15 protein-coding genes are annotated in these 17,595 nt (G+C 69.3%); 9 read left to right on the forward strand and 6 right to left on the reverse strand.

Going from position 1 to position 17,595, the window contains the following annotated elements; translation table 11 throughout:
- Positions 1-16 precede the first annotated feature (16 nt).
- From ligD (AC2CHE_RS01245) to AC2CHE_RS01260, 4 genes are all read left to right on the forward strand, one after another.
- On the forward strand, positions 17-934 hold the full coding sequence (ligD, locus tag AC2CHE_RS01245; RefSeq protein WP_484503034.1) for a non-homologous end-joining DNA ligase: 918 nt from the start codon (positions 17-19) through the stop codon (positions 932-934).
- On the forward strand, positions 924-1,835 hold the full coding sequence (ligD, locus tag AC2CHE_RS01250; protein WP_484502991.1) for a non-homologous end-joining DNA ligase: 912 nt from the start codon (positions 924-926) through the stop codon (positions 1,833-1,835). The genes ligD (AC2CHE_RS01245) and ligD (AC2CHE_RS01250) overlap by 11 nt, the downstream gene beginning before the upstream one ends.
- A 241-nt stretch (positions 1,836-2,076) precedes the next feature.
- A complete protein-coding gene (locus tag AC2CHE_RS01255) occupies positions 2,077-2,829 on the forward strand; it encodes a TIGR03089 family protein (protein WP_484502992.1) in 753 nt (250 codons plus the stop codon).
- A 282-nt stretch (positions 2,830-3,111) separates the two neighbouring features.
- Positions 3,112-5,490 (forward strand): hypothetical protein, encoded by a 2,379-nt coding sequence (locus AC2CHE_RS01260; RefSeq protein WP_484502993.1) that lies wholly within the window; start codon positions 3,112-3,114, stop codon positions 5,488-5,490.
- 72 nt (positions 5,491-5,562) lie between these two features.
- Here the strand turns inward: AC2CHE_RS01260 and AC2CHE_RS01265 are convergent, their stop codons facing one another.
- Complete coding sequence (locus AC2CHE_RS01265; protein ID WP_484502994.1) at positions 5,563-7,242, reverse strand: DNA repair helicase XPB; 1,680 nt, start codon at positions 7,240-7,242, stop codon at positions 5,563-5,565.
- A gap of 472 nt (positions 7,243-7,714) precedes the next feature.
- Here AC2CHE_RS01265 and AC2CHE_RS01270 point away from each other — a divergent pair, with 472 nt between their 5' ends.
- On the forward strand, positions 7,715-7,954 hold the full coding sequence (locus tag AC2CHE_RS01270; RefSeq protein ID WP_484502995.1) for a hypothetical protein: 240 nt from the start codon (positions 7,715-7,717) through the stop codon (positions 7,952-7,954).
- 12 nt (positions 7,955-7,966) lie between these two features.
- On the opposite strand, the gene AC2CHE_RS01275 is transcribed toward AC2CHE_RS01270, so the two are convergent.
- Entirely contained in the window at positions 7,967-10,435 is a 2,469-nt protein-coding gene (locus AC2CHE_RS01275; RefSeq protein WP_484502996.1) for a helicase-associated domain-containing protein, read from the reverse strand.
- An 83-nt stretch (positions 10,436-10,518) separates the two neighbouring features.
- Between AC2CHE_RS01275 and AC2CHE_RS01280 the strand changes: the two genes are divergently transcribed.
- Together AC2CHE_RS01280 and AC2CHE_RS01285 are read left to right on the forward strand one after the other, a co-directional pair.
- Positions 10,519-11,142, forward strand: coding sequence for an HAD family hydrolase (locus AC2CHE_RS01280; RefSeq protein ID WP_484502997.1), 624 nt, complete (start codon positions 10,519-10,521; stop codon positions 11,140-11,142).
- A gap of 28 nt (positions 11,143-11,170) precedes the next feature.
- Positions 11,171-11,557 carry a cold-shock protein gene (locus AC2CHE_RS01285; protein ID WP_093404122.1) on the forward strand — a complete coding sequence of 129 codons (387 nt, stop codon included), beginning with the start codon at positions 11,171-11,173 and terminating at the stop codon, positions 11,555-11,557.
- Here AC2CHE_RS01285 and AC2CHE_RS01290 read toward each other — a convergent pair.
- The 3 genes from AC2CHE_RS01290 to AC2CHE_RS01300 all read right to left on the reverse strand — a co-directional run bounded on the left by AC2CHE_RS01290 (position 11,518) and on the right by AC2CHE_RS01300 (position 14,733).
- Positions 11,518-12,366, reverse strand: coding sequence for a 1,4-dihydroxy-6-naphtoate synthase (locus tag AC2CHE_RS01290; RefSeq protein ID WP_484502998.1), 849 nt, complete (start codon positions 12,364-12,366; stop codon positions 11,518-11,520). The genes AC2CHE_RS01285 and AC2CHE_RS01290 overlap by 40 nt on opposite strands.
- A 103-nt stretch (positions 12,367-12,469) precedes the next feature.
- Positions 12,470-13,120: a futalosine hydrolase gene (locus AC2CHE_RS01295; RefSeq protein WP_484502999.1), complete on the reverse strand. Its 651-nt coding sequence runs from the start codon at positions 13,118-13,120 to the stop codon at positions 12,470-12,472.
- Positions 13,117-14,733: an MFS transporter gene (locus tag AC2CHE_RS01300; protein ID WP_484503000.1), complete on the reverse strand. Its 1,617-nt coding sequence runs from the start codon at positions 14,731-14,733 to the stop codon at positions 13,117-13,119. Before AC2CHE_RS01300 ends, AC2CHE_RS01295 begins: the two co-directional genes overlap by 4 nt.
- Positions 14,734-14,820: 87 nt before the next feature.
- Here AC2CHE_RS01300 and AC2CHE_RS01305 point away from each other — a divergent pair, with 87 nt between their 5' ends.
- Positions 14,821-15,657, forward strand: a complete 837-nt coding sequence (locus AC2CHE_RS01305; protein ID WP_484503001.1) for a DUF3027 domain-containing protein — start codon at positions 14,821-14,823, stop codon at positions 15,655-15,657.
- Between the two features lie 21 nt (positions 15,658-15,678).
- On the opposite strand, the gene AC2CHE_RS01310 is transcribed toward AC2CHE_RS01305, so the two are convergent.
- Positions 15,679-15,921, reverse strand: coding sequence for a DUF2530 domain-containing protein (locus AC2CHE_RS01310; RefSeq protein WP_484503002.1), 243 nt, complete (start codon positions 15,919-15,921; stop codon positions 15,679-15,681).
- A gap of 88 nt (positions 15,922-16,009) precedes the next feature.
- Between AC2CHE_RS01310 and AC2CHE_RS01315 the strand changes: the two genes are divergently transcribed.
- A complete protein-coding gene (locus tag AC2CHE_RS01315) occupies positions 16,010-17,488 on the forward strand; it encodes an NCS2 family permease (RefSeq protein WP_484503003.1) in 1,479 nt (492 codons plus the stop codon).
- Positions 17,489-17,595 lie beyond the last annotated feature (107 nt).

Below are 17,595 nucleotides of genomic sequence, written 5' to 3' on the forward strand. Positions count from 1 at the left end.
CGCGCCGCTCCAGCCGATGCTCGCGATGACCGGGCAGCTTCCGACCGGTCCCGACTGGGTGTACGAGTTCAAGTGGGACGGGGTACGCGCGCTGGCCGACATCGCCGCCGGACGGCAACGCCTGTACGCGCGTTCCGGTGTGGAGATCACCACCGCCTACCCCGAGCTGATTCCGCTGGGCGAGCAGGTCGACGACGTCCTGCTCGACGGCGAGGTGGTCCTGTTCGACCAGGCCGGACGGCCCTCGTTCACCGCCCTGGCCGAGCGGATGCACGTGCGTAACGCGGCCAAGGCGGCCCGGCTGGCGGCAACCGTACCGGTCACGTACATGATCTTCGATGTGTTGCGGCTGAACGGTCAGGACCTCACCGGCTGGCCGTACGCCCGGCGGCGGGAAGCCCTCGACGGCTTGGCGCTGGGCGCGGCGCGCTGGGCGGTGCCACCGGTCTTCTCCGACGGCCCGGCCACCTACGAGGCGGCCGGCGAGCACGGCCTCGAAGGGGTGATGGCCAAGCGGGTCGAATCGGCCTACCGGCCCGGGGTGCGCTCGCCGGACTGGGTGAAGGTGAAGCTGGAGGTGACCGGCGACTTCGTGGTCGGCGGCTGGCGCCCCGGCGCGCGGAGGATCGGCGGCCTGCTGGTCGGGGTCCCCGGCGCCGACGGCCGGCTCGTCTACCGGGGCCGGGTAGGTGGTGGGATCGGTGCCGCCCTCGAACGGGAGTTGCTGCGCCAGTTGGAGCCGCTGCGCACCACCGCCTCGCCGTTCAGCGACGACGTCCCCCGCGAGGATGCCCGGAGCGCGATCTGGGTAACCCCCCGGACGGTGGTGGAGGTCAAGTACGGCCAGCGCACTCCGGACGGGCGGTTGCGGTTCCCCCGGGTCCTGCGGATCCGCCCGGACAAGCCGGCCGAGGAGGTCGACGATGCCCGCTGAACGGTTCCCGGTCGAGGTGCAGGGCCGCACGCTGGAGCTGTCCAACCTGGACAAGGTGCTCTATCCGACGGTCGGTTTCACCAAGGGCGAGGTGATCGACTACTACACCCGGATCGCCCCGATGCTGCTGCCGCACCTGGCCGACCGGGCGCTGACCCGTATCCGCTACCCGAACGGAGTGACGGGCGGCTCGTTCTTCGAGAAGAACGCTCCGGCCGCCACCCCCTCCTGGGTACGCGTCGAGACGCTGCCGGCGCCGGGTTCCACCAAGGGCCGGGAGACCATCGACTACGTCGTCGCCGACGACCTGCCCACCCTGGTCTGGCTGGCCAACCTGGCCGCCCTGGAACTGCACACCCCGCAGTGGAAGGTCGGCACCCACCCGGACCTGATGGTGGTCGACCTGGACCCGGGCACCCCGGCGGCACTGAAGCAGTGCTGCCAGGTGGCCCTGTCGCTGCGTGACCGGCTGGCCGCCGACGGCATCGACGCGTACCCGAAGACCTCCGGCAAGAAGGGCATGCAGCTCTGCTGCCCGATCTCCGGCACCCAGCCCGCCGACGACGTGTCGGCCTACGCGCGGCGTATCGCCCAGGAACTCGAACGCGACCAGCCGAAGCTGGTGGTGTCGAGGATGGCGAAGCACCTGCGACCGGGCAAGGTCCTCATCGACTGGAGTCAGAACAACGCGGCCAAGACCACTGTGGCGGCGTACTCGCTGCGTGCCCAGCCTGTCCCGTCGGTGTCGACGCCGCTGACCTGGGACGAGGTCTCCGCCGGTGCGGCCGGTCGACGCCCCGCCACCAAGCCCTACACCGCCAGTGAGGTGCTGGACCGGGTCGAGAAGCACGGCGACCTGCTCGCCCCGCTGCTCGACGGCGGCCCCGAGTTGCCGGGCTAGCCGGCGGCCTGCTCACCCTCGTGCCGCCGCAGACGCCCCGGTGAGCATGGCGACCACGAGCAGCTGACGATCACGTCGCTGATCGGCGCCCCGGCAGCACCGGCCAGCACGTGCCGCTGACCCACCCGGCGCGTCCCACCCTCGACGGGCACCCACCACCAATGCCATCAGTCATGTCTTCACCGGCCCGACCGGGAGGGTCGGCCTCGACAGGCCGGGACGGCAGGAGTAGGACGTACGTATGCGCACCGCTCTTCCCGTACCGTCCGCCGCCGGTCTCACCGACCGGGACCGACCGCTGCTCAGCTACCTCGACCACCGCAGCGGCGCGCGTCACGATCTGACCGCCGCCGCGCTGGGTGACCTGGCGGCGCGGGCCGCCGGCCTGCTGCGCGACGGCTGTGGACTGACCCCGGGCAGTCGGGTGGCGGTGCTGTTGCCGCCGCACTGGCGTACCGCCGCCGTGCTGTTGGGGGCCTGGGCGGTGGGGCTTGAGGTGTCGTTCCGGCCGCGCGCCACCGCCGGGCTGCCGGTGCTGGAGCCCGGCGGCGACCGGCCGTACGACGCGGTCCTGGTCACCCCGGAGCGCCTGGACGACTGGCTGGAGGAGGTGCCGGACGGGCTGCACCGCTACCTCGTCGGCACCGGACCGCAGCCGTTGGTCGACGTGCCGGTCGGCTGGCTCGACTGGTCCGTGGAGGTGCTGCGGCACGGCGTCGCCCCGAACGACCGGCCCGTGCTGCACGCGAACGACGCGGCCAGCCCGGACGGCACCAGCTACGCCGAGTGGGGTTCGATCGCCAGGGCGGTGGCCGAGCAACTCGACCTGCGGGCCGGTGACCGGCTGCTGGTCGACGTCGCCGAGCACGACCAGCCGCTGAAGTGGCTGCTCGCCCCGCTGGCGGCCGGTGCCTCGATGCTGCTCTGCGCCAACCTGGACCCCGCCGACCGGGACACCCTCATCGCCGCCGAGAGGATCACCCGAGTGCTCTGAGACGCTGTGGCGGACCGTCCGCTCGGCCCGTATGGAGTTCGACATCCGCATCATGATCCGCCGATCGGTGTCACACCGACTCGGCGATGGGGGCATTGGCAAGGTGAGCTGTTCAAGGGAACGGGCTGCCGGTTGGCGGGTGCTGGTGATTACTGAAATGTTATAACGGCTCACCCGCTTGGTGATCTGTCGACCTGCCGACAGCGACTTGTCAGCGGCGCAACTTGCCAGCGCGATGGTCCGGACTCAAGATGTCGACCGGCAATCGTTACGATCCTCGAGGTGTGGTCGGCGGCTGCGGTGCCGCCACCGCTGTTCAGCGGTGCGTGTAGCCCGGATTGGAGTACGGGGTCCACCGCTGGCGCGGCGGTCAAGTTTTATAGATCGACTAATGCGCGAGGTTTAATCCTAGGCTATAGTGTCAGACTGCTCGACACCGATGGATGCAACTGCTCCTTCAAGTTTGCGATCTTGACGAAGTGGAGAGATTGTCAAAACGGCGAAGCCCTCTCATGCTGGCAGGGGATCATGATTGAGTCTTTTTCTCAGAAGAACCTAGACGGATTTCGCGACGCTGCTCAATCGCTGAAGCTATATCGGCGGGCTGAACTCGGAGATGCTCCTGGGGCCGACAACCTGATTGAAGATTTGTACGTCGATCCCCTGCCGAATGACCACGTATTAAACACTATGTTGAAGCCGAATACAACCTTCGTTGTCGGCAGAAAGGGGACAGGAAAGTCGACTATCTTCCAACGAGCTCAGCATGAGCTACGGAAGAGGTCAGACGTCACGTCGGCTTATATCGACATTAAGACAGTTTATGAGGCTTCTCAAGTAGACCCTGCCATGTCGGCGCAGCTGGCGCAAATGGAAGGATCTATGCCGCCAGAGGCGCTTGAACGACTTTTGCTACATAAGGCTTTCTTGTCCTCGATAATCGGATCGATTCGTAACGAGCTTCGAAAGAGAGTGGAGCAGCCGTCTCTTTGGAAAAGGCTGCGTCGCGCGTTCGGTGGGACTTTGGACGAGCTTTTCGAAGGCCTGGATGGCATTCTGGCAGACGCTGACCGGGTGCGTTTCGAGAATGTCCTGGGTGCTTATCTTCGTGCGGGAATGGCCACTAGGAGCGCCGAGCGGGGAGAAGCATCGAGGGGATCAGGGAACGTTGGCCTCGCCGGCCAGCCTTCATTCGGTATCGGTGTGGAGTCTAATCTGAATTACACCGAGACCACAGCTGATGAGAGTGCGTACGCCGATCTGCTAATGCGGACGTTTGACATCAAGAAGTTCATTCTTCAGTTGAAGTTGTTGTTGGATCGCTTCAAGATTCGCCACCTATACGTATTTGTGGACGACTTCTCAGAGCTCCCCTTGGAGGCGATGAAAGTTGTGGTAGACGCTCTTCTTGGTCCGCTAAATAACTGGTCTGACGAGCTGGTCAAGTTCAAGGTCGCGGCCTATCCCGGGCGCATTTACTACGGACAGATAGACAAGTCGAAGATCGATGAAACCAATCTCGATCTCTTTTCGCTTTACGGTACGGGTGATATCGTTGCCATGGAGGATAAGGCGGTAGATTTTACGAGACGACTCGTTCAACGGCGCCTCGCGCACTTCGCCCCGCAGGTGCAAGGGACAGAGTTCTTCGTGCTGAAGAAGGAGGATGATTTATGGCGGCAACTTTTCTACGCTACGATGGCGAATCCTCGAAGTTTAGGTTATCTCCTCTTCTTCTCCTACGAGACGTCTCTAATATATGGTCGTGAGATCAGCGCCAGAGACGTTAGGACGGCGGCCCGTCGCTATTACGAAGAGAAGCTTAATGCTTATTTTGAGATGAATCGCTTCCTGCAGGAAAGTTTTGATGAGCGATCGTCCATTTTCAGTCTGAAGGAACTGCTCGATAAGATTGTAGATAGGGCCAGATCGCTTAGGGGGTCAACCTCATCGGTAATTCGTGATCAGCAAGGTCGTGCACCTTCGAGTCACTTCCACATACCGTTGGAGTTTGAGTCACTGCTTGCCACCCTTGAACTGAACTTTTTTGTAACCAAGTACTATGTCATGACGGATCGTGACGGGCGAAAAGTTGCGGTCTATGCGTTGAACTACGGCTTGTGTCAGCAGAACAACATTGAGTTCGGACGTCCCGTAGGCTCGCGCGAGCAGCGCTTCAGGCAATACTACGCGGAAAGAGTGTTCGACTACTCGCCTATCCTCAGAGACTATCTGGCCTCGAATCAAGAGATTGTCTGCTCAGCGTGTGAAACAAGGCATGACTATTCTGATCTCGAAATGCTGCGGCGCTACGGAATGCTCTGCCCTGTTTGCCGTGAGGGTGTTTGTAGCGTAATAAATCTATCTCGTAAGTATGAAGACACTCTCCGTTCAGTAAATGAAAATCTTCTGCTGCCGCGAGTCGAGCTGGGTATACTGCATACACTCAGAAGCGAGGGTCGCCCCCTATTTGCTCAGGAGGTCGCTGGGGATCTCGACTGCTCGTACCAGCTCGTTGGTAAGCGCGCTAAGGCGCTATCGGAGCGTGGTTTGGTTGATAGGGGGGAAAACGAGCAAGGTAGACGACAATATACGCCTACGCCTTTGGCGGAGCGAATTTACTTCTCGATCTTGGACGGTGACGATCCTGACGGCCGCTAGCTTCCTCACCACGCTGTTTCCCAGTTAACGTAAATGAAGTCGCTATGCTGTGGGCTCGTCGGCAGGGCCTAATCAGTCGACGGTGGGGAGGGGTGGGCCGAGGACGTCGTCGGCGTCGACGATGGTGTACGCGTACCCCTGCTCGGCGAGGAAGCGCTGCCGGTGGGCGGCGTACTCGGTGTCGATGGTGTCCCGGGAGACCACGGTGTAGAAGTGCGCCTGCCGGCCGTCGGCCTTGGGGCGCAGCACCCGGCCCAGGCGTTGCGCCTCCTCCTGTCGGGAGCCGAACGTGCCGGACACCTGGATCGCCACCGCCGCCTCGGGCAGATCGATCGAGAAATTCCCCACCTTGGAGATGACCAGGGTGCGGATCTCCCCGGTGCGGAACGCGTCGAACAGGCGTTCGCGCTCCTTGTTGGTGGTCGAGCCCTGCACGATCGGGGCGTCGAGATACTCGCCCAGCTGGTGCAGTTGGTCGATGTACGCGCCGATGACCAGCGTCTGCTCGTCCGGATGCCGGTCGAGCAGGGCGCGTACCACCGGCAGCTTGGTGCGGGCGGTGGCCGCCATCCGGTAGCGCTCCTCCGCCTCCGCCGTCGCGTACGCCATCCGCTCGGCGTCGGTGAGGGTGACCCGGACCTCGACACACTCGGCGGGGGCGATCCAGCCCTGCGACTCGATGTCCTTCCAGGGCGCGTCGTACCGCTTCGGGCCGATCAGGCTGAACACGTCGCCCTCCCGGCCGTCCTCGCGTACCAGGGTGGCGGTCAGGCCCAGCCGGCGGCGGGCCTGGAGGTCCGCGGTGAAGCGGAAGATCGGCGCGGGCAGCAGGTGCACCTCGTCGTAGACGACCAGGCCCCAGTCCCGGGCGCCGAACAGGTCCAGGTGGGTGAAGGCGCCGCCGCGCCGCGAGGTGAGCACCTGGTACGTGGCGATGGTGACCGGGCGGATCTCCTTGCGCTCGCCCGAGTACTCGCCGATCTCCTCCTCGGTCAGCGAGGTGCGGGCGATCAGCTCCCGCTTCCACTGCCGGCCGGCCACCGTGTTGGTGACCAGGATCAGCGTGGTGGCCTTCGCCTCCGCCATCGCCGCCGCACCCACAAGCGTCTTACCGGCCCCGCAGGGCAGCACCACCACACCCGACCCGCCGGCCCAGAACGCCTCGACCGCCTCCCGCTGGTACGACCGCAGCGTCCACGCCTTGCCACCGTCCTTGCCGGCCTCGGCCAGCTCGATCGGGTGCGCCTCGCCGTCGACGTACCCGGCGAGGTCCTCCGCCGGCCAGCCGAGCTTGAGCAGGGCCTGCTTGAGCCGCCCCCGCTCGGAGGGGTGCACCGCGATGGTGTCGTCGTCGATGCGGTTGCCGAGCATCCCGGCGAGCTTCTTGCTCTTGGCCACCTCGACCAGGACCACCCGGTCCAGGGCGCGCAGGACGAGACCGTGCGCCGGATCGTTGGCGAGCTGGAGCCGCCCGTACCGGTCCATCGTCTCGGCCACGTCCACCAGCAGCGCGTGCGGCACCGGGTACCGCGAATACTTGATCAACGCGTCCACCACGGCCTCGGCGTCGTGGCCGGCGGCGCGGGCGTTCCACAACCCGAGCGGCGTCAACCGGTACGTGTGCACGTGCTCGGGCGAGCGCTCCAACTCGGCGAAGGGTGCGATGGCCATCCGGCAGGACTGTGCGTCGGGATGGTCGATCTCCAGCAGGAGGGTCTTGTCCGACTGCACGATAAGTGGTCCACCACTCACGCCGAATCCTCTCGTCCGTACGGCTGATCCGGCCGCCGAGGCAGGTGGCTGACCTGCGACTGGGCGACCATCCAGTGTTGCACGCGCGGGCGGGCGGCGAGAAAGTGCTCATCCCGCGCAACCCTGGCGGTGCTCCGGCGCGTCTAGCAGTAGGGGACGAGTTGTCGAGGTAGGCGGCCCGCCGGGTCGCGAGACGGGCCACCGTACGCCCTCGCGGTCGTCATGCCGGTCGGTGCCGGTGCGCAGCGCGTTCGATCCACGGCCGGACGGGCCAGGAAAGCGGGGGCCGTTCCCGTCGCAGTGGAGTCCAACGGGGGCGAGCGGCGCGCCCGGGCCGCACCGGCGACCCCACCCACCGTTCGGGTCGCGCCGGGGTTGGAGCCCGAGTCGGATCGGTACGTAATGGTGCTGGCCGACAGCCGTCAAGGATGACACCCTTGACTTTCCGGGCCGAACCGTACGGGGAGGGCAGATGACGGTTGACCAGGAAGTTGTCCCCGAGCGCGAACAGGCAGAATCGCCCGAACCCGTCTCCACCGCCACCGTGGTCGCGTACGCGATCGTCGGTGTCGTCCTGTTCGGCTGGTTCCTGTTCGGCTGGCTGGTGCTCCAGCAGGGCTTCGTCGACTCGGTCGGCGAGGCGGCCGGCACCGGGTTCACCCTGCTGTTGATCGTGGCGATCGTCGGGTCGGTGCGGCGCAGCCGTCGCTGAACCAGCCGACGCTCACCTCTCCAGCACCGCCGCGGTGATCCGGTGCAGGGCGAAGGTGTGCAGCATCTCGGTCCGCTCGTCCTCGGCGCGCAGGTAGCCCGCGCCGAGCGAGACGGGTCGTACCAGCCGGGACGCGGTTGCCCCGTGCGCGTCGACGTAGCCGACCCAGACCAGCGCCCTGTCGCGTACCGCCTGCTGAAGCACGGCCAGGGCGTCGTGGTGACCGTGCGCGGGAACCGGCCCGCCCGGCGTCGCGCCGCGCACCACCGCCGGGGCCCTTCGGGCCGCCCGCGCCACCGCGTCACCCCGCCGGATCTGCTCCACCACGCCGAGCAGGCGCGGCAGCGGCAGACGTGGGGTGGCGAGCGGGTCGAGCGCCCGGGTCGTCACCGACACCCTGGCCGGTGCCCGTCGGGTCTTCGGCCGGGTGAGCACCGTCGACCCGGTGGCATCCTCGGCCACCGGGGCGTATCCGGCCTCCCGTAGCACGCTGAGCAGTCGACCGCCCTGGTACGGGGTCACCAGCACGGTCGGCGCGAGGCGGCGCAGCGCCAGTGCCTCCACCCGCCGGTCCGCCAGCACCTCGGCCAGCAGCGCCTCGTCGTCGCTGCGCAGGTACGCCCCGGCGGAGCCGATGCGCAGCCCGCCGTGCTTGCGGGCCGCGTCGTCGATGAGGTAGGTCAGTCCCTGCGGCACCGGTGTGCGGGACCGACGGCGGAACAGGTCGTGCAGGTCGTCCGCCGAGTAGCCGGCATCCAGCGCCCGCCGCACACTGCCCGTGGTGATCCGGTGCACGCTCGCCCCACCGGCCGACTCCGGCTCGGCAATCACCTCCAGCTCGGTGGCGAGCGCCGGCTCCGGTGGCCCGGGCACCACCACGCTCAGGTCCGCCTGAACGAGGAAGTGATCCACCGGGGCGGGCAGCAACGTGTCCAGGGCCCGGATCGCGCTGCCGCCGTCCTCGGCGTCGGCCCGCAGCCCCAGCGGGTCGTCCGTGGCGTCGTCCTCGCCCGCCGTCGCCTCGGCCAGCAGCAGCCGCCCGTACGAGGTGAGCGCCCCCAGTCCGGTCACGCCCAGCGTGGCCGCCTCGGCCAGCACCTCCCGATGCGCGTTCTCCCGGCCACGGCTGCGTCGGGGCGCCCGCCAGTCCAGCAGCGCCAGCACCTCCTCGGCGCTGGGCGCGGCCGCCGGTTCCAGATCCGCGAGCACACCGAGCACCGCCCGCCGGGCGGCCGGGGCGCCGGCCCGTTCCGCCTCCGCCGACAACACCGTGATCGGCCGGTCCCGGTCGTCGCGCTGCCCGACCAGCCCGACCTGCCGGGTCATGGTCAGCCAGGCCCGGGCCAGCTGCTCCCAGCGCTGCGCCAGCGAACCGGCCCGCCACACCTCGTATCCGGCCGTGGGTAGCACCTGCTGGTCGGCGCCGTACCGACCGGCGGCACCGGGCAGCTCCATCTCACCGGTCAGCCCGGCCGCGTACGCCACTTCCAGCAGCAGTGCGGCGGTCGACTCGTCCAGCCCGGTGGCCCGCGCCTGCCGGCGCAGGTCACGTACGCCGATCCCGCCGGACCGCAGCACCGGTGCCGGCTCAGCGGCCAACTGTTCCAGCAGCGCCTCGGTGTGGCGTACCACCTCCATGGTCTGTCCGGCTCCGGCGGAGTCGGCGGCCTTCGGCTCGCGCGGCGTCGCGGCCACCGGGGGTGGACTGCTGCTCAACGGGCCCAGCGGACCGGTCTCGCGGCGCAGCAGCAGCCCGATCTCCCGGGGCAGCTCGACCATGCCGGTGGTGCCACCCTTGCCGCCGGAGACCCGCACCAGCAGCCGGTGGTCGACCAGCCAGCGCACCGGTGACCCGGTCGGCGCCCCGCCGTTCGTGTCGTCCGGCGGCAGGTCGTCGTCCGCGCCGACCGATGGTGCCTGCAACGCCCCGGGCGGCACGCTGCCGACCGGTGGGCCGGCGGCCAGCCGGTCCAGGATCGCCCGGGCCGACGGCGGCGCGGACAGCAGCGTCCGCCGCAGCTTCGCCGGGTCCGCGCAGAGCGCGGCGGTGCGTGGGTCCAGCTCCGTCGCCGGCCGGCCGAGCCCCGCCGGGTACGGAGAGATCTCGTCGATGCCACCGACGAGGTGCAGGGCATGGTCGGGGCCGTACAGCAGGAGCCGGGCCCGCAGCCGGTCGACGACGGCCCGGACGGCGGTGGGGGCGGGTGGATTCGGGCCGGTGGTGGCCAGGGCCAGAACCCCGTCGACCGAGGTGGTGCCGTCGGCCGGGTCACGGGTCAACCGGGCGGCGTCCATGATCTGAAGCGTGAACTGGTCCAGCCCGTCGAGCGCGCGCGACACCGAGACGCGGGACTGTGCCCGGATGGCGAGGGCGGCCACGTCGGCGGGGACCGGTACGACGAGGTCGGGCCGGAGCTGAAGGAGCGCGGCGAGGGACTCGTCGGGCAGCGACCGCAGGTGGTCGGCGAGTGAGGTGCTCATCGTCGTTCCACGCTAGCCCGGTCGGGGCCACTCCCGCCCATCGGACGACCCGGCCGGTCCGGCTGGCCGGGTAGCTTTCCAGGATGCCCCCGTTGACCGTTGGCTTCGACCTCGACATGACCCTCGTCGACTCGCGTCCCGGTATCGCCGCGACCTATCGCGCGCTCACCGAGCGGACGGGGGTACCCGTCGACGCCGACGCCGCCGTGTCCCGGCTCGGCCCGCCGCTGCGTACCGAGATCGCCCACTGGTTCCCGCCGGAGCAGGTCGAGGGCGCGGTGACCATCTTCCGCGAGCTGTATCCGGCGTACGCGATCACGCCGACCGTGCCGCTGCCAGGCGCGGCGGCGGCCCTCGCCGCGGTCCGCGACCGGGGCGGGCGGGTGCTGGTGGTCACGTCCAAGATCGGGCGGCTGGCCCGGCTGCACCTGGACCATCTGGGGCTGGCCGTGGACGAGTTGGCCGGTGATCTGTTCGCCGAGCAGAAGGCGACCGCGTTGCGGGCGCACGGGGCGACCCACTACGTCGGCGACCACGTGGCGGACATGGTGGCCGCCGCAGCGGCCGGGGTGCCCGGGATCGCGGTGGCCACGGGCCCGTGTACCCCCGACGAGCTGCGTGCCGCCGGGGCGGCGGTGGTGCTGGCGGATCTCACCGGATTCCCAGCGGCGCTCGACGGGATGATCCGGCTAGCCTTGAGGCAGTAGACGGTTCAAGCGAAGCAGAGGTTCTCAGGTGCCTACGGGTCGAGTGAAGTGGTACGACGCGGCCAAGGGATACGGGTTCGTCACCAGTGACGAGGGTGGCGACGTGTTCCTGCCGAAGGGCGCGCTACCGGCGGGTGTCACCGATCTCAAGGGCGGCCAGCGGGTCGACTTCAGCGTGGTGGACAGCCGGCGGGGTGCGCAGGCGATGGGGGTGAAGCTGCTGGACGCGCCGCCGTCCGTGGCGGAGCTGCGCCGACGTCCCGCCGAGGAGCTGCACGGCCTGGTCGAAGACATGATCAAGGTGCTGGAGGCGAAGGTTCAGCCCGACCTTCGTCGGGGCCGCTTCCCGGACCGCAGGACCGCGCAGAAGATCGCTCAACTGGTCCACGCGGTCGCCCGCGAGCTGGAGGTCTGAGGCACGAGCCGGGCGTCGGCGGCCCGACCGAGCAGCGCGTCGACGGCAGCGAAACCCGCCGCACCCAGGTCTGCGGTGAACTCGTTGACGTAGAGGCCGATGTGCCGGTCCACCACGTCGGGCTCCATCTCCTGGGCGTGCGCGAGCACGTACGCCCGGCTGGCCGCCGGATCGGCCCAGGCCCGCTGGACGGAGTCCCGAACCCAGCCGGCGGCCTGCTGCGGGTCGACCACACCCCGCCGGGCCAGGATGGCGCCGAGCGGGATCGGCAGCCCGGTGTCCGACTCCCACCACTCGCCCAGGTCGACCAGGGCGGTGAGGCCGTGCCGTGGATAGGTGAACCGGGCCTCGTGGATCACCAGCCCGGCGTCGTACCGGCCCTCGGCCACGCCCGGCATGATCTCGTGGAACGGCACCACCTCGATGCGTCGCGGCGTCCGCCCGGCCGCCCAGAGCCGGAACAGCAGGTACGCCGTGGTCCGGTCACCCGGCACCGCCACGGTGGCATCGGTGAGATCCTCGCGCTGCGGCCCGCCACCGCGGTCGGTGCGGGTGAGCACCAACGGACCACATCCCCGACCCAGCGCACCCCCACAGGGCAGCAGGTGGTAATCACCCAGCAGCCACGGCAGCGCCGCGTAACTCACCTTCACCAGGTCGAACGCGCCCCGCTCGGCAGCCGTGTTGGTGACGTCCACGTCGGCGTACGTCACCTCGACGGGCGGCGCACCGGGCACCTGTCCGTGTACCAGCGCGTGGAAGACGAACGTGTCGTTGGGGCAGGGCGAGATCGCCAGCGAGAGCGCCACAACCCCACCGTAACCCCGCCGACCCGACCCGCCTCCGTCCGGCCTCGCTCCTGCCAACCCCGACTCGACCGGCCGTCAGCCAGGTCGGTAGGGGCGGAGGACGTCAGCGTAGGGCGGACGCGGCGGCGGTGAGGGCGGTGAGGGCGTCGCGCATGCGCCAGGCGTGGCGGTCGCGAGGGCCGATCGGATTCGAGATGGTGCGCAGCTCCGCGAAGGGCACGCCGGCCTGGCTGGCGGCGGTCGCCACGCCGTACCCCTCCATGGCCTCGGCCACCGCCTCCGGGTGACGCCGGACCAGATCCTCGGTGCTGGCGGTGGTGCCGGTCACGGTGCTGACGGTCAGCACCGGTCCCACGGTCGCGGCCGGCAGCGCCGTGCGCAGGCCGGCAAGCAGTGTCGGGTCGACGTCGACGGCCGTGCCGCCGCCGAGCAATTCGGCCGGAATGCCGAGTTCGTCGATCGGAATGAAGCCGTCGGGAGACTCCGCGCCCAGGTCGGCGGCGACGGCCCGGGAACCGAGCACGGTGTCACCGACCGCGACCCGGCCGGCGAAGCCGCCAGCAATCCCCGCACTGACCACTGCCCGGTACGGGCGGCCGGCCATCTCGGCGAGCGCCAGCAACCGGGCGGTCGCCGCACCGGCGACCGCCGGTCCCACCCCTATCGGCAGCACCGCCACGGTCGGATCGGCGAGGCCGGCCTGGATCGCTTCCGCCTCGGCCGGAACCGCGGTCACCACCAGCAGACCGCTCACGTGAGCGAGCCCGGTGAGCTGCGCCGCGTCTCATCGTCGCCACCACCGGAACCGGTGATCGTCGAGGACGGGCGATAGATGTGGAAGCCCGGCGGCGCCATACCCGGCTCCTCGGGACCACGTCCGCCCTGGAAGGGAGCCGGTGACGTGGGAGTGGACTCGGTGCGCTCCGACTCGTCGGTGCGCTCCGGCTCGGCCTGCTTCTCAGCGGCCCGCTCGTCGTCGGTCAGTGGCCGTCCGCGCAGCTTCTCGGCCCGGAGCCGCCGGGCCATCACCAGACCCCGGGTGGCGGCGAGGGCACCGACACCGGCGGCGACGGCGATGCCGATCCGGCCGTCGAAGGGTACGAGCCCCAGCCCGCCACCGGCGACGAAGGCGAGCATCAGCACCGTCTCGGAATGGGCGAAGGAACTGGCCCGCAACCGCTCCGGGATGCGTTCCTGGATCGAGGCGTCCACGGCCAGCTTGGCGATGCCGCTCATCATCGCCGTGACCACGCAGAGCAGGGCGACCATCGGCAGCGAGAAGCTCAGCACGGTGAGTACGCCAACCCCGGCGACGATCACCATGCCGCTGGACTGGAGGGCGGCCGGGCGGTGGATACGCAACCGGGTACCGATCGCGGTGGCCAGGAAGGTGCCGACTGCCAGCGCGCCGCCGACCAGGCCAAGCGACCCCTCGTCCCCCAGATCACGCCCGAACACCACGGTGGTCAGGTCGCCCGCCTTGATGGTGAAGGCCAGGAAGAGCAGCAGGAAACCGTAGACCGCGCGCAGCGTGGCCGCACCGACCAGGGTCGAGATCACCAGCCGTCCGGCGGGTCTGCCCCGGCCCAGCGGTCGTTCGTCCGTGCCTCGACGCAGCGCCCGCAGTGGTCGCGGTACCCGCTCCGGCGGTTCGGAGTCCGCCTTCGGTGGCAGCCGGAGGGCGATCACCATGCCGACCAGGAAGATCACTGACGCGACCCGTAACGGCCACTGCGGTCCGAACCAGAACGCGGCCAGGCCGATCGGGGCGACCAGGGCGCCCGCGACCGTGCCGTAGACGCTGGCCCGGGCACCGACCTGGGAGAGGCCGAGCCCTTCCGGCAGCAGCCGGGGTACGGCCGCGGAACGCGCCACCCCGTACGCTCGGGAGAGCGCCAGCACGCCGAAGGCCGCCGGATAGAGCCCGAAGCCGTGGATGTAGTCGGAGATCAGCCAGGCCAGGAACGCCCGGCCCAACATGGTCGTGGCCAGGGCGTAGCGACGGCCGTGCCGGAAGTGGTCGAGCAGCGGCCCGACCACGGGTGCGAGCATGGCGAAGGGCACCATGGTCACCAGCAGGTAGAGCGCGACCTTGCTCCGTGCCTCGCCGAGCGGCACGTTGAAGAAGATCGTCCCGGCCAGCCCGATGGCGATCAGCGTGTCGCCGGCACAGGAGATCGCGTGCAGGTCGAACAGGCGGACCATGCCCGTCTCCCCGCCCGCGCCCCGGGCCCGGGCCCGCGCGGCGCTGCGGGTCATCCAGCGGCCGCTGGACAGGGAGCCGCGCAGCATCAGCCGGGTGGCGCGGATGCCGGTGCCGACGGTCCGCCCGAGGAGGGACCGCTCAGAGCGGGAGAACAGCGGCATGGCACCCATCCTGACCCATCAGCCGGGGCAATGCTGCGCCACCGCCGGAGAACACCTCTGGGGAGTGCCTCACAGCTCACCCACCCGATGGGGAACAATGGTCGGGTGACCAGGCTCGCTTCCGCCCGTGCCGCCCGTCTCGACCAGGTCTGCGCCGCCGCCGTCGAGGTGGCGCGCTCCGGCATCACCGAGGTGGGCCCCGACGACGTCGGCGACCACCTTCAGATTGTCGCTGAGGGTGACCGGCTCGTCACGCACTACTTCGAGTGTCGGCTGGCCGGCTATCGCGGCTGGCGGTGGGGGGTCACCGTGACCCGGGTGCCGCGCAGTCGTACGGTGACGATCTGTGAGACGGTCCTGCTGCCCGGGCCGGACGCGTTGCTCGCGCCCGGCTGGCTGCCGTGGCAGGAGCGACTGAAGCCCGGCGACCTGGGTCCCGGCGACCTGCTGCCGACCCCGTCGGACGACGAGCGACTCCAGCCCGGCTACCTCCTCTCCGACGATCCGGCGGTCGAGGAGACCGCCTGGGAGCTGGGACTGGGCCGGCACCGGGTGATGTCGCGGGAGGGTCGGATCGAGACGGCCCAGCGCTGGTACGACGGCGATCACGGCCCCTCGGCGCCGATCTCCGCCTCCGCGCCCGCCGGCGCGCGCTGTGGCACCTGCGGCTTCTACCTGCCGCTCGCGGGAAAGCTGCGGCAGAGCTTCGGCGTCTGCGGCAACTTCTACGCACCGGACGACGGCCGGGTGGTCAGCGCCGACCACGGCTGCGGCGCCCACTCGGAGACGCTTGTCGAGGCCGACACGGCGGTCGACGAGATGCCCACCGTCTACGACGACAGCGCGGTGGAGCCGATGGCGGTCAGCCGCGCCGCCGGGTCCGTGGAGAGCGGCGAGCCGGCGGAACCGTACGGGCACTCCTGACCGGGGCCGGCCGCCGTCAGGTCAACCTGCGGCGCGACGGCGACGGCGGTTGGCGTCGTGCCGCATCATCACCGCCAGACCTGGGAAGCCCCACAGGAATCCGGCCAGGCAGATCCAGAGCCAGTTCTCGTGGCCGCTGGCGACCAGCCGGTCGCGGAAGAGCAGCAACACCAGCCCGGAGACGGCCCAGGCTGCCATCCCGGCGAGGGCGAACGGCACCATCGGCGGGTCGAGCGGCTCGGGGCGGGGTGGCGGGGTGGGCACCCGGCCAGCGTACGTGACGTCCTTTCCGACAGGCTGTCCATCTGCGACGATGCGCGCGACAACCCGATGATCCGCTGTGAGGTTCCCGATGGCAGTAGCGCCGCCCGACAACGGCACCCCACCCGATTCCCGCCAGCCGCGCAACGGCTTCGACCGGTACTTCGAGATCTCGGCCCGTGGCTCCACCCTCACCCGCGAGGTACGCGGTGGCCTGGCCACCTTCTTCACGATGGCGTACATCGTGGTGCTCAACCCGCTCATCCTCGGCAGCGCCGTCGACGGTGACAACCAGACCCTGCCGATCCCCGCGATCGCGGCGGCCACCGCCCTGATCGCGGGCCTGATGACCATCCTGATGGGCGTGGTCGGCCGCTTCCCGCTGGCGGTGGCCGCCGGGCTCGGCGTCAACGCCCTGGTGGCGTACGAGATAGCGCCCGAGATGACCTGGGCCGACGCGATGGGCCTGGTGGTGATCGAGGGTCTGATCATCGCGGTGCTGGTGCTGACCGGGCTGCGTACGGCGGTCTTCCGCTCGGTGCCGACCCAGATGAAGACGGCAATCGGTGTGGGCATCGGCCTGTTCCTCACCATCATCGGCCTGGTGGACGCCGGTTTCGTCCGGCGGATTCCGGACCAGGCGAACACCACCGTCCCGGTCGGCCTCGGCATCGGCGGCAAACTCGTCAGCTGGCCGATGCTGGTCTTCGTGGTCGGCCTGCTGGTGACCCTGGTGCTGGTGGTACGCCGGGTCAAGGGCGCCATCCTGATCGGCATCCTCGCCTCCACGGTGCTGGCCATGCTGGTGGAGGCGGTGGGCAACATCGGCCCGTCCTTCGTCGACGGGGTGCCGAACCCGAAGGGCTGGTCGCTGAACGTCCCGACGCTGCCGAGCAACCCGTTCGACATTCCGGACCTGTCCCTGCTCGGTCAGTTCAATGTGCTGGACTCGTGGGGGCGGGCCGGTTGGCTGGTCGTGCTGATGTTCATCTTCACCCTGCTCATCACCGACTTCTTCGACACCATGGGCACGATGGTGGCCGTCGGTCAGGAGGGCGGCATGCTCGACGAGCAGGGCACCCCGCCGCGTACCAGGGAGATCCTGCTGGTCGACTCGATCGCGGCGGCCAGCGGTGGTGCGGCCAGCGTCTCCAGCAACACGTCGTACATCGAGAGCGCCGCCGGTGTCGCGGAGGGTGCCCGGACCGGAGTGGCCAACCTGGTCACCGGTGTGCTCTTTCTGCTGGCCATGTTCCTGGCGCCGCTGGTGGTGGTCGTTCCGTTCGAGGCGGCGTCCGTCGCGCTGGTGGTGGTCGGCTTCCTGATGATGACGGCGGTACGGACGATCGACTGGTCCGACTACGAGATCGCCATCCCGGCCTTCCTCACCATCGTGTTGATGCCGTTCACCTACTCGATCTCGAACGGGATCGGAGCCGGTCTGATCGTGTACGTGGTGGTCAAGCTGGCCAAGGGCAAGTCCCGGGAAATCCACCCGCTGCTGTACGCGGTGGCGGCGCTGTTCGTGGTGTACTTCCTGCGCGGTCCGATCGAGGCGCTGCTCTTCTGACAGCCGCAGGCCGGGGGTGTGTGATCCGCCTGACGTGATCCGCACCTCCGGCTCGGAGCAGGAGCTACGTCGGGTGAGCATGGTCATATCCGCTGCGGCTCGGCCAG

The organism is Micromonospora sp. ATLC16, assembly GCF_057196645.1.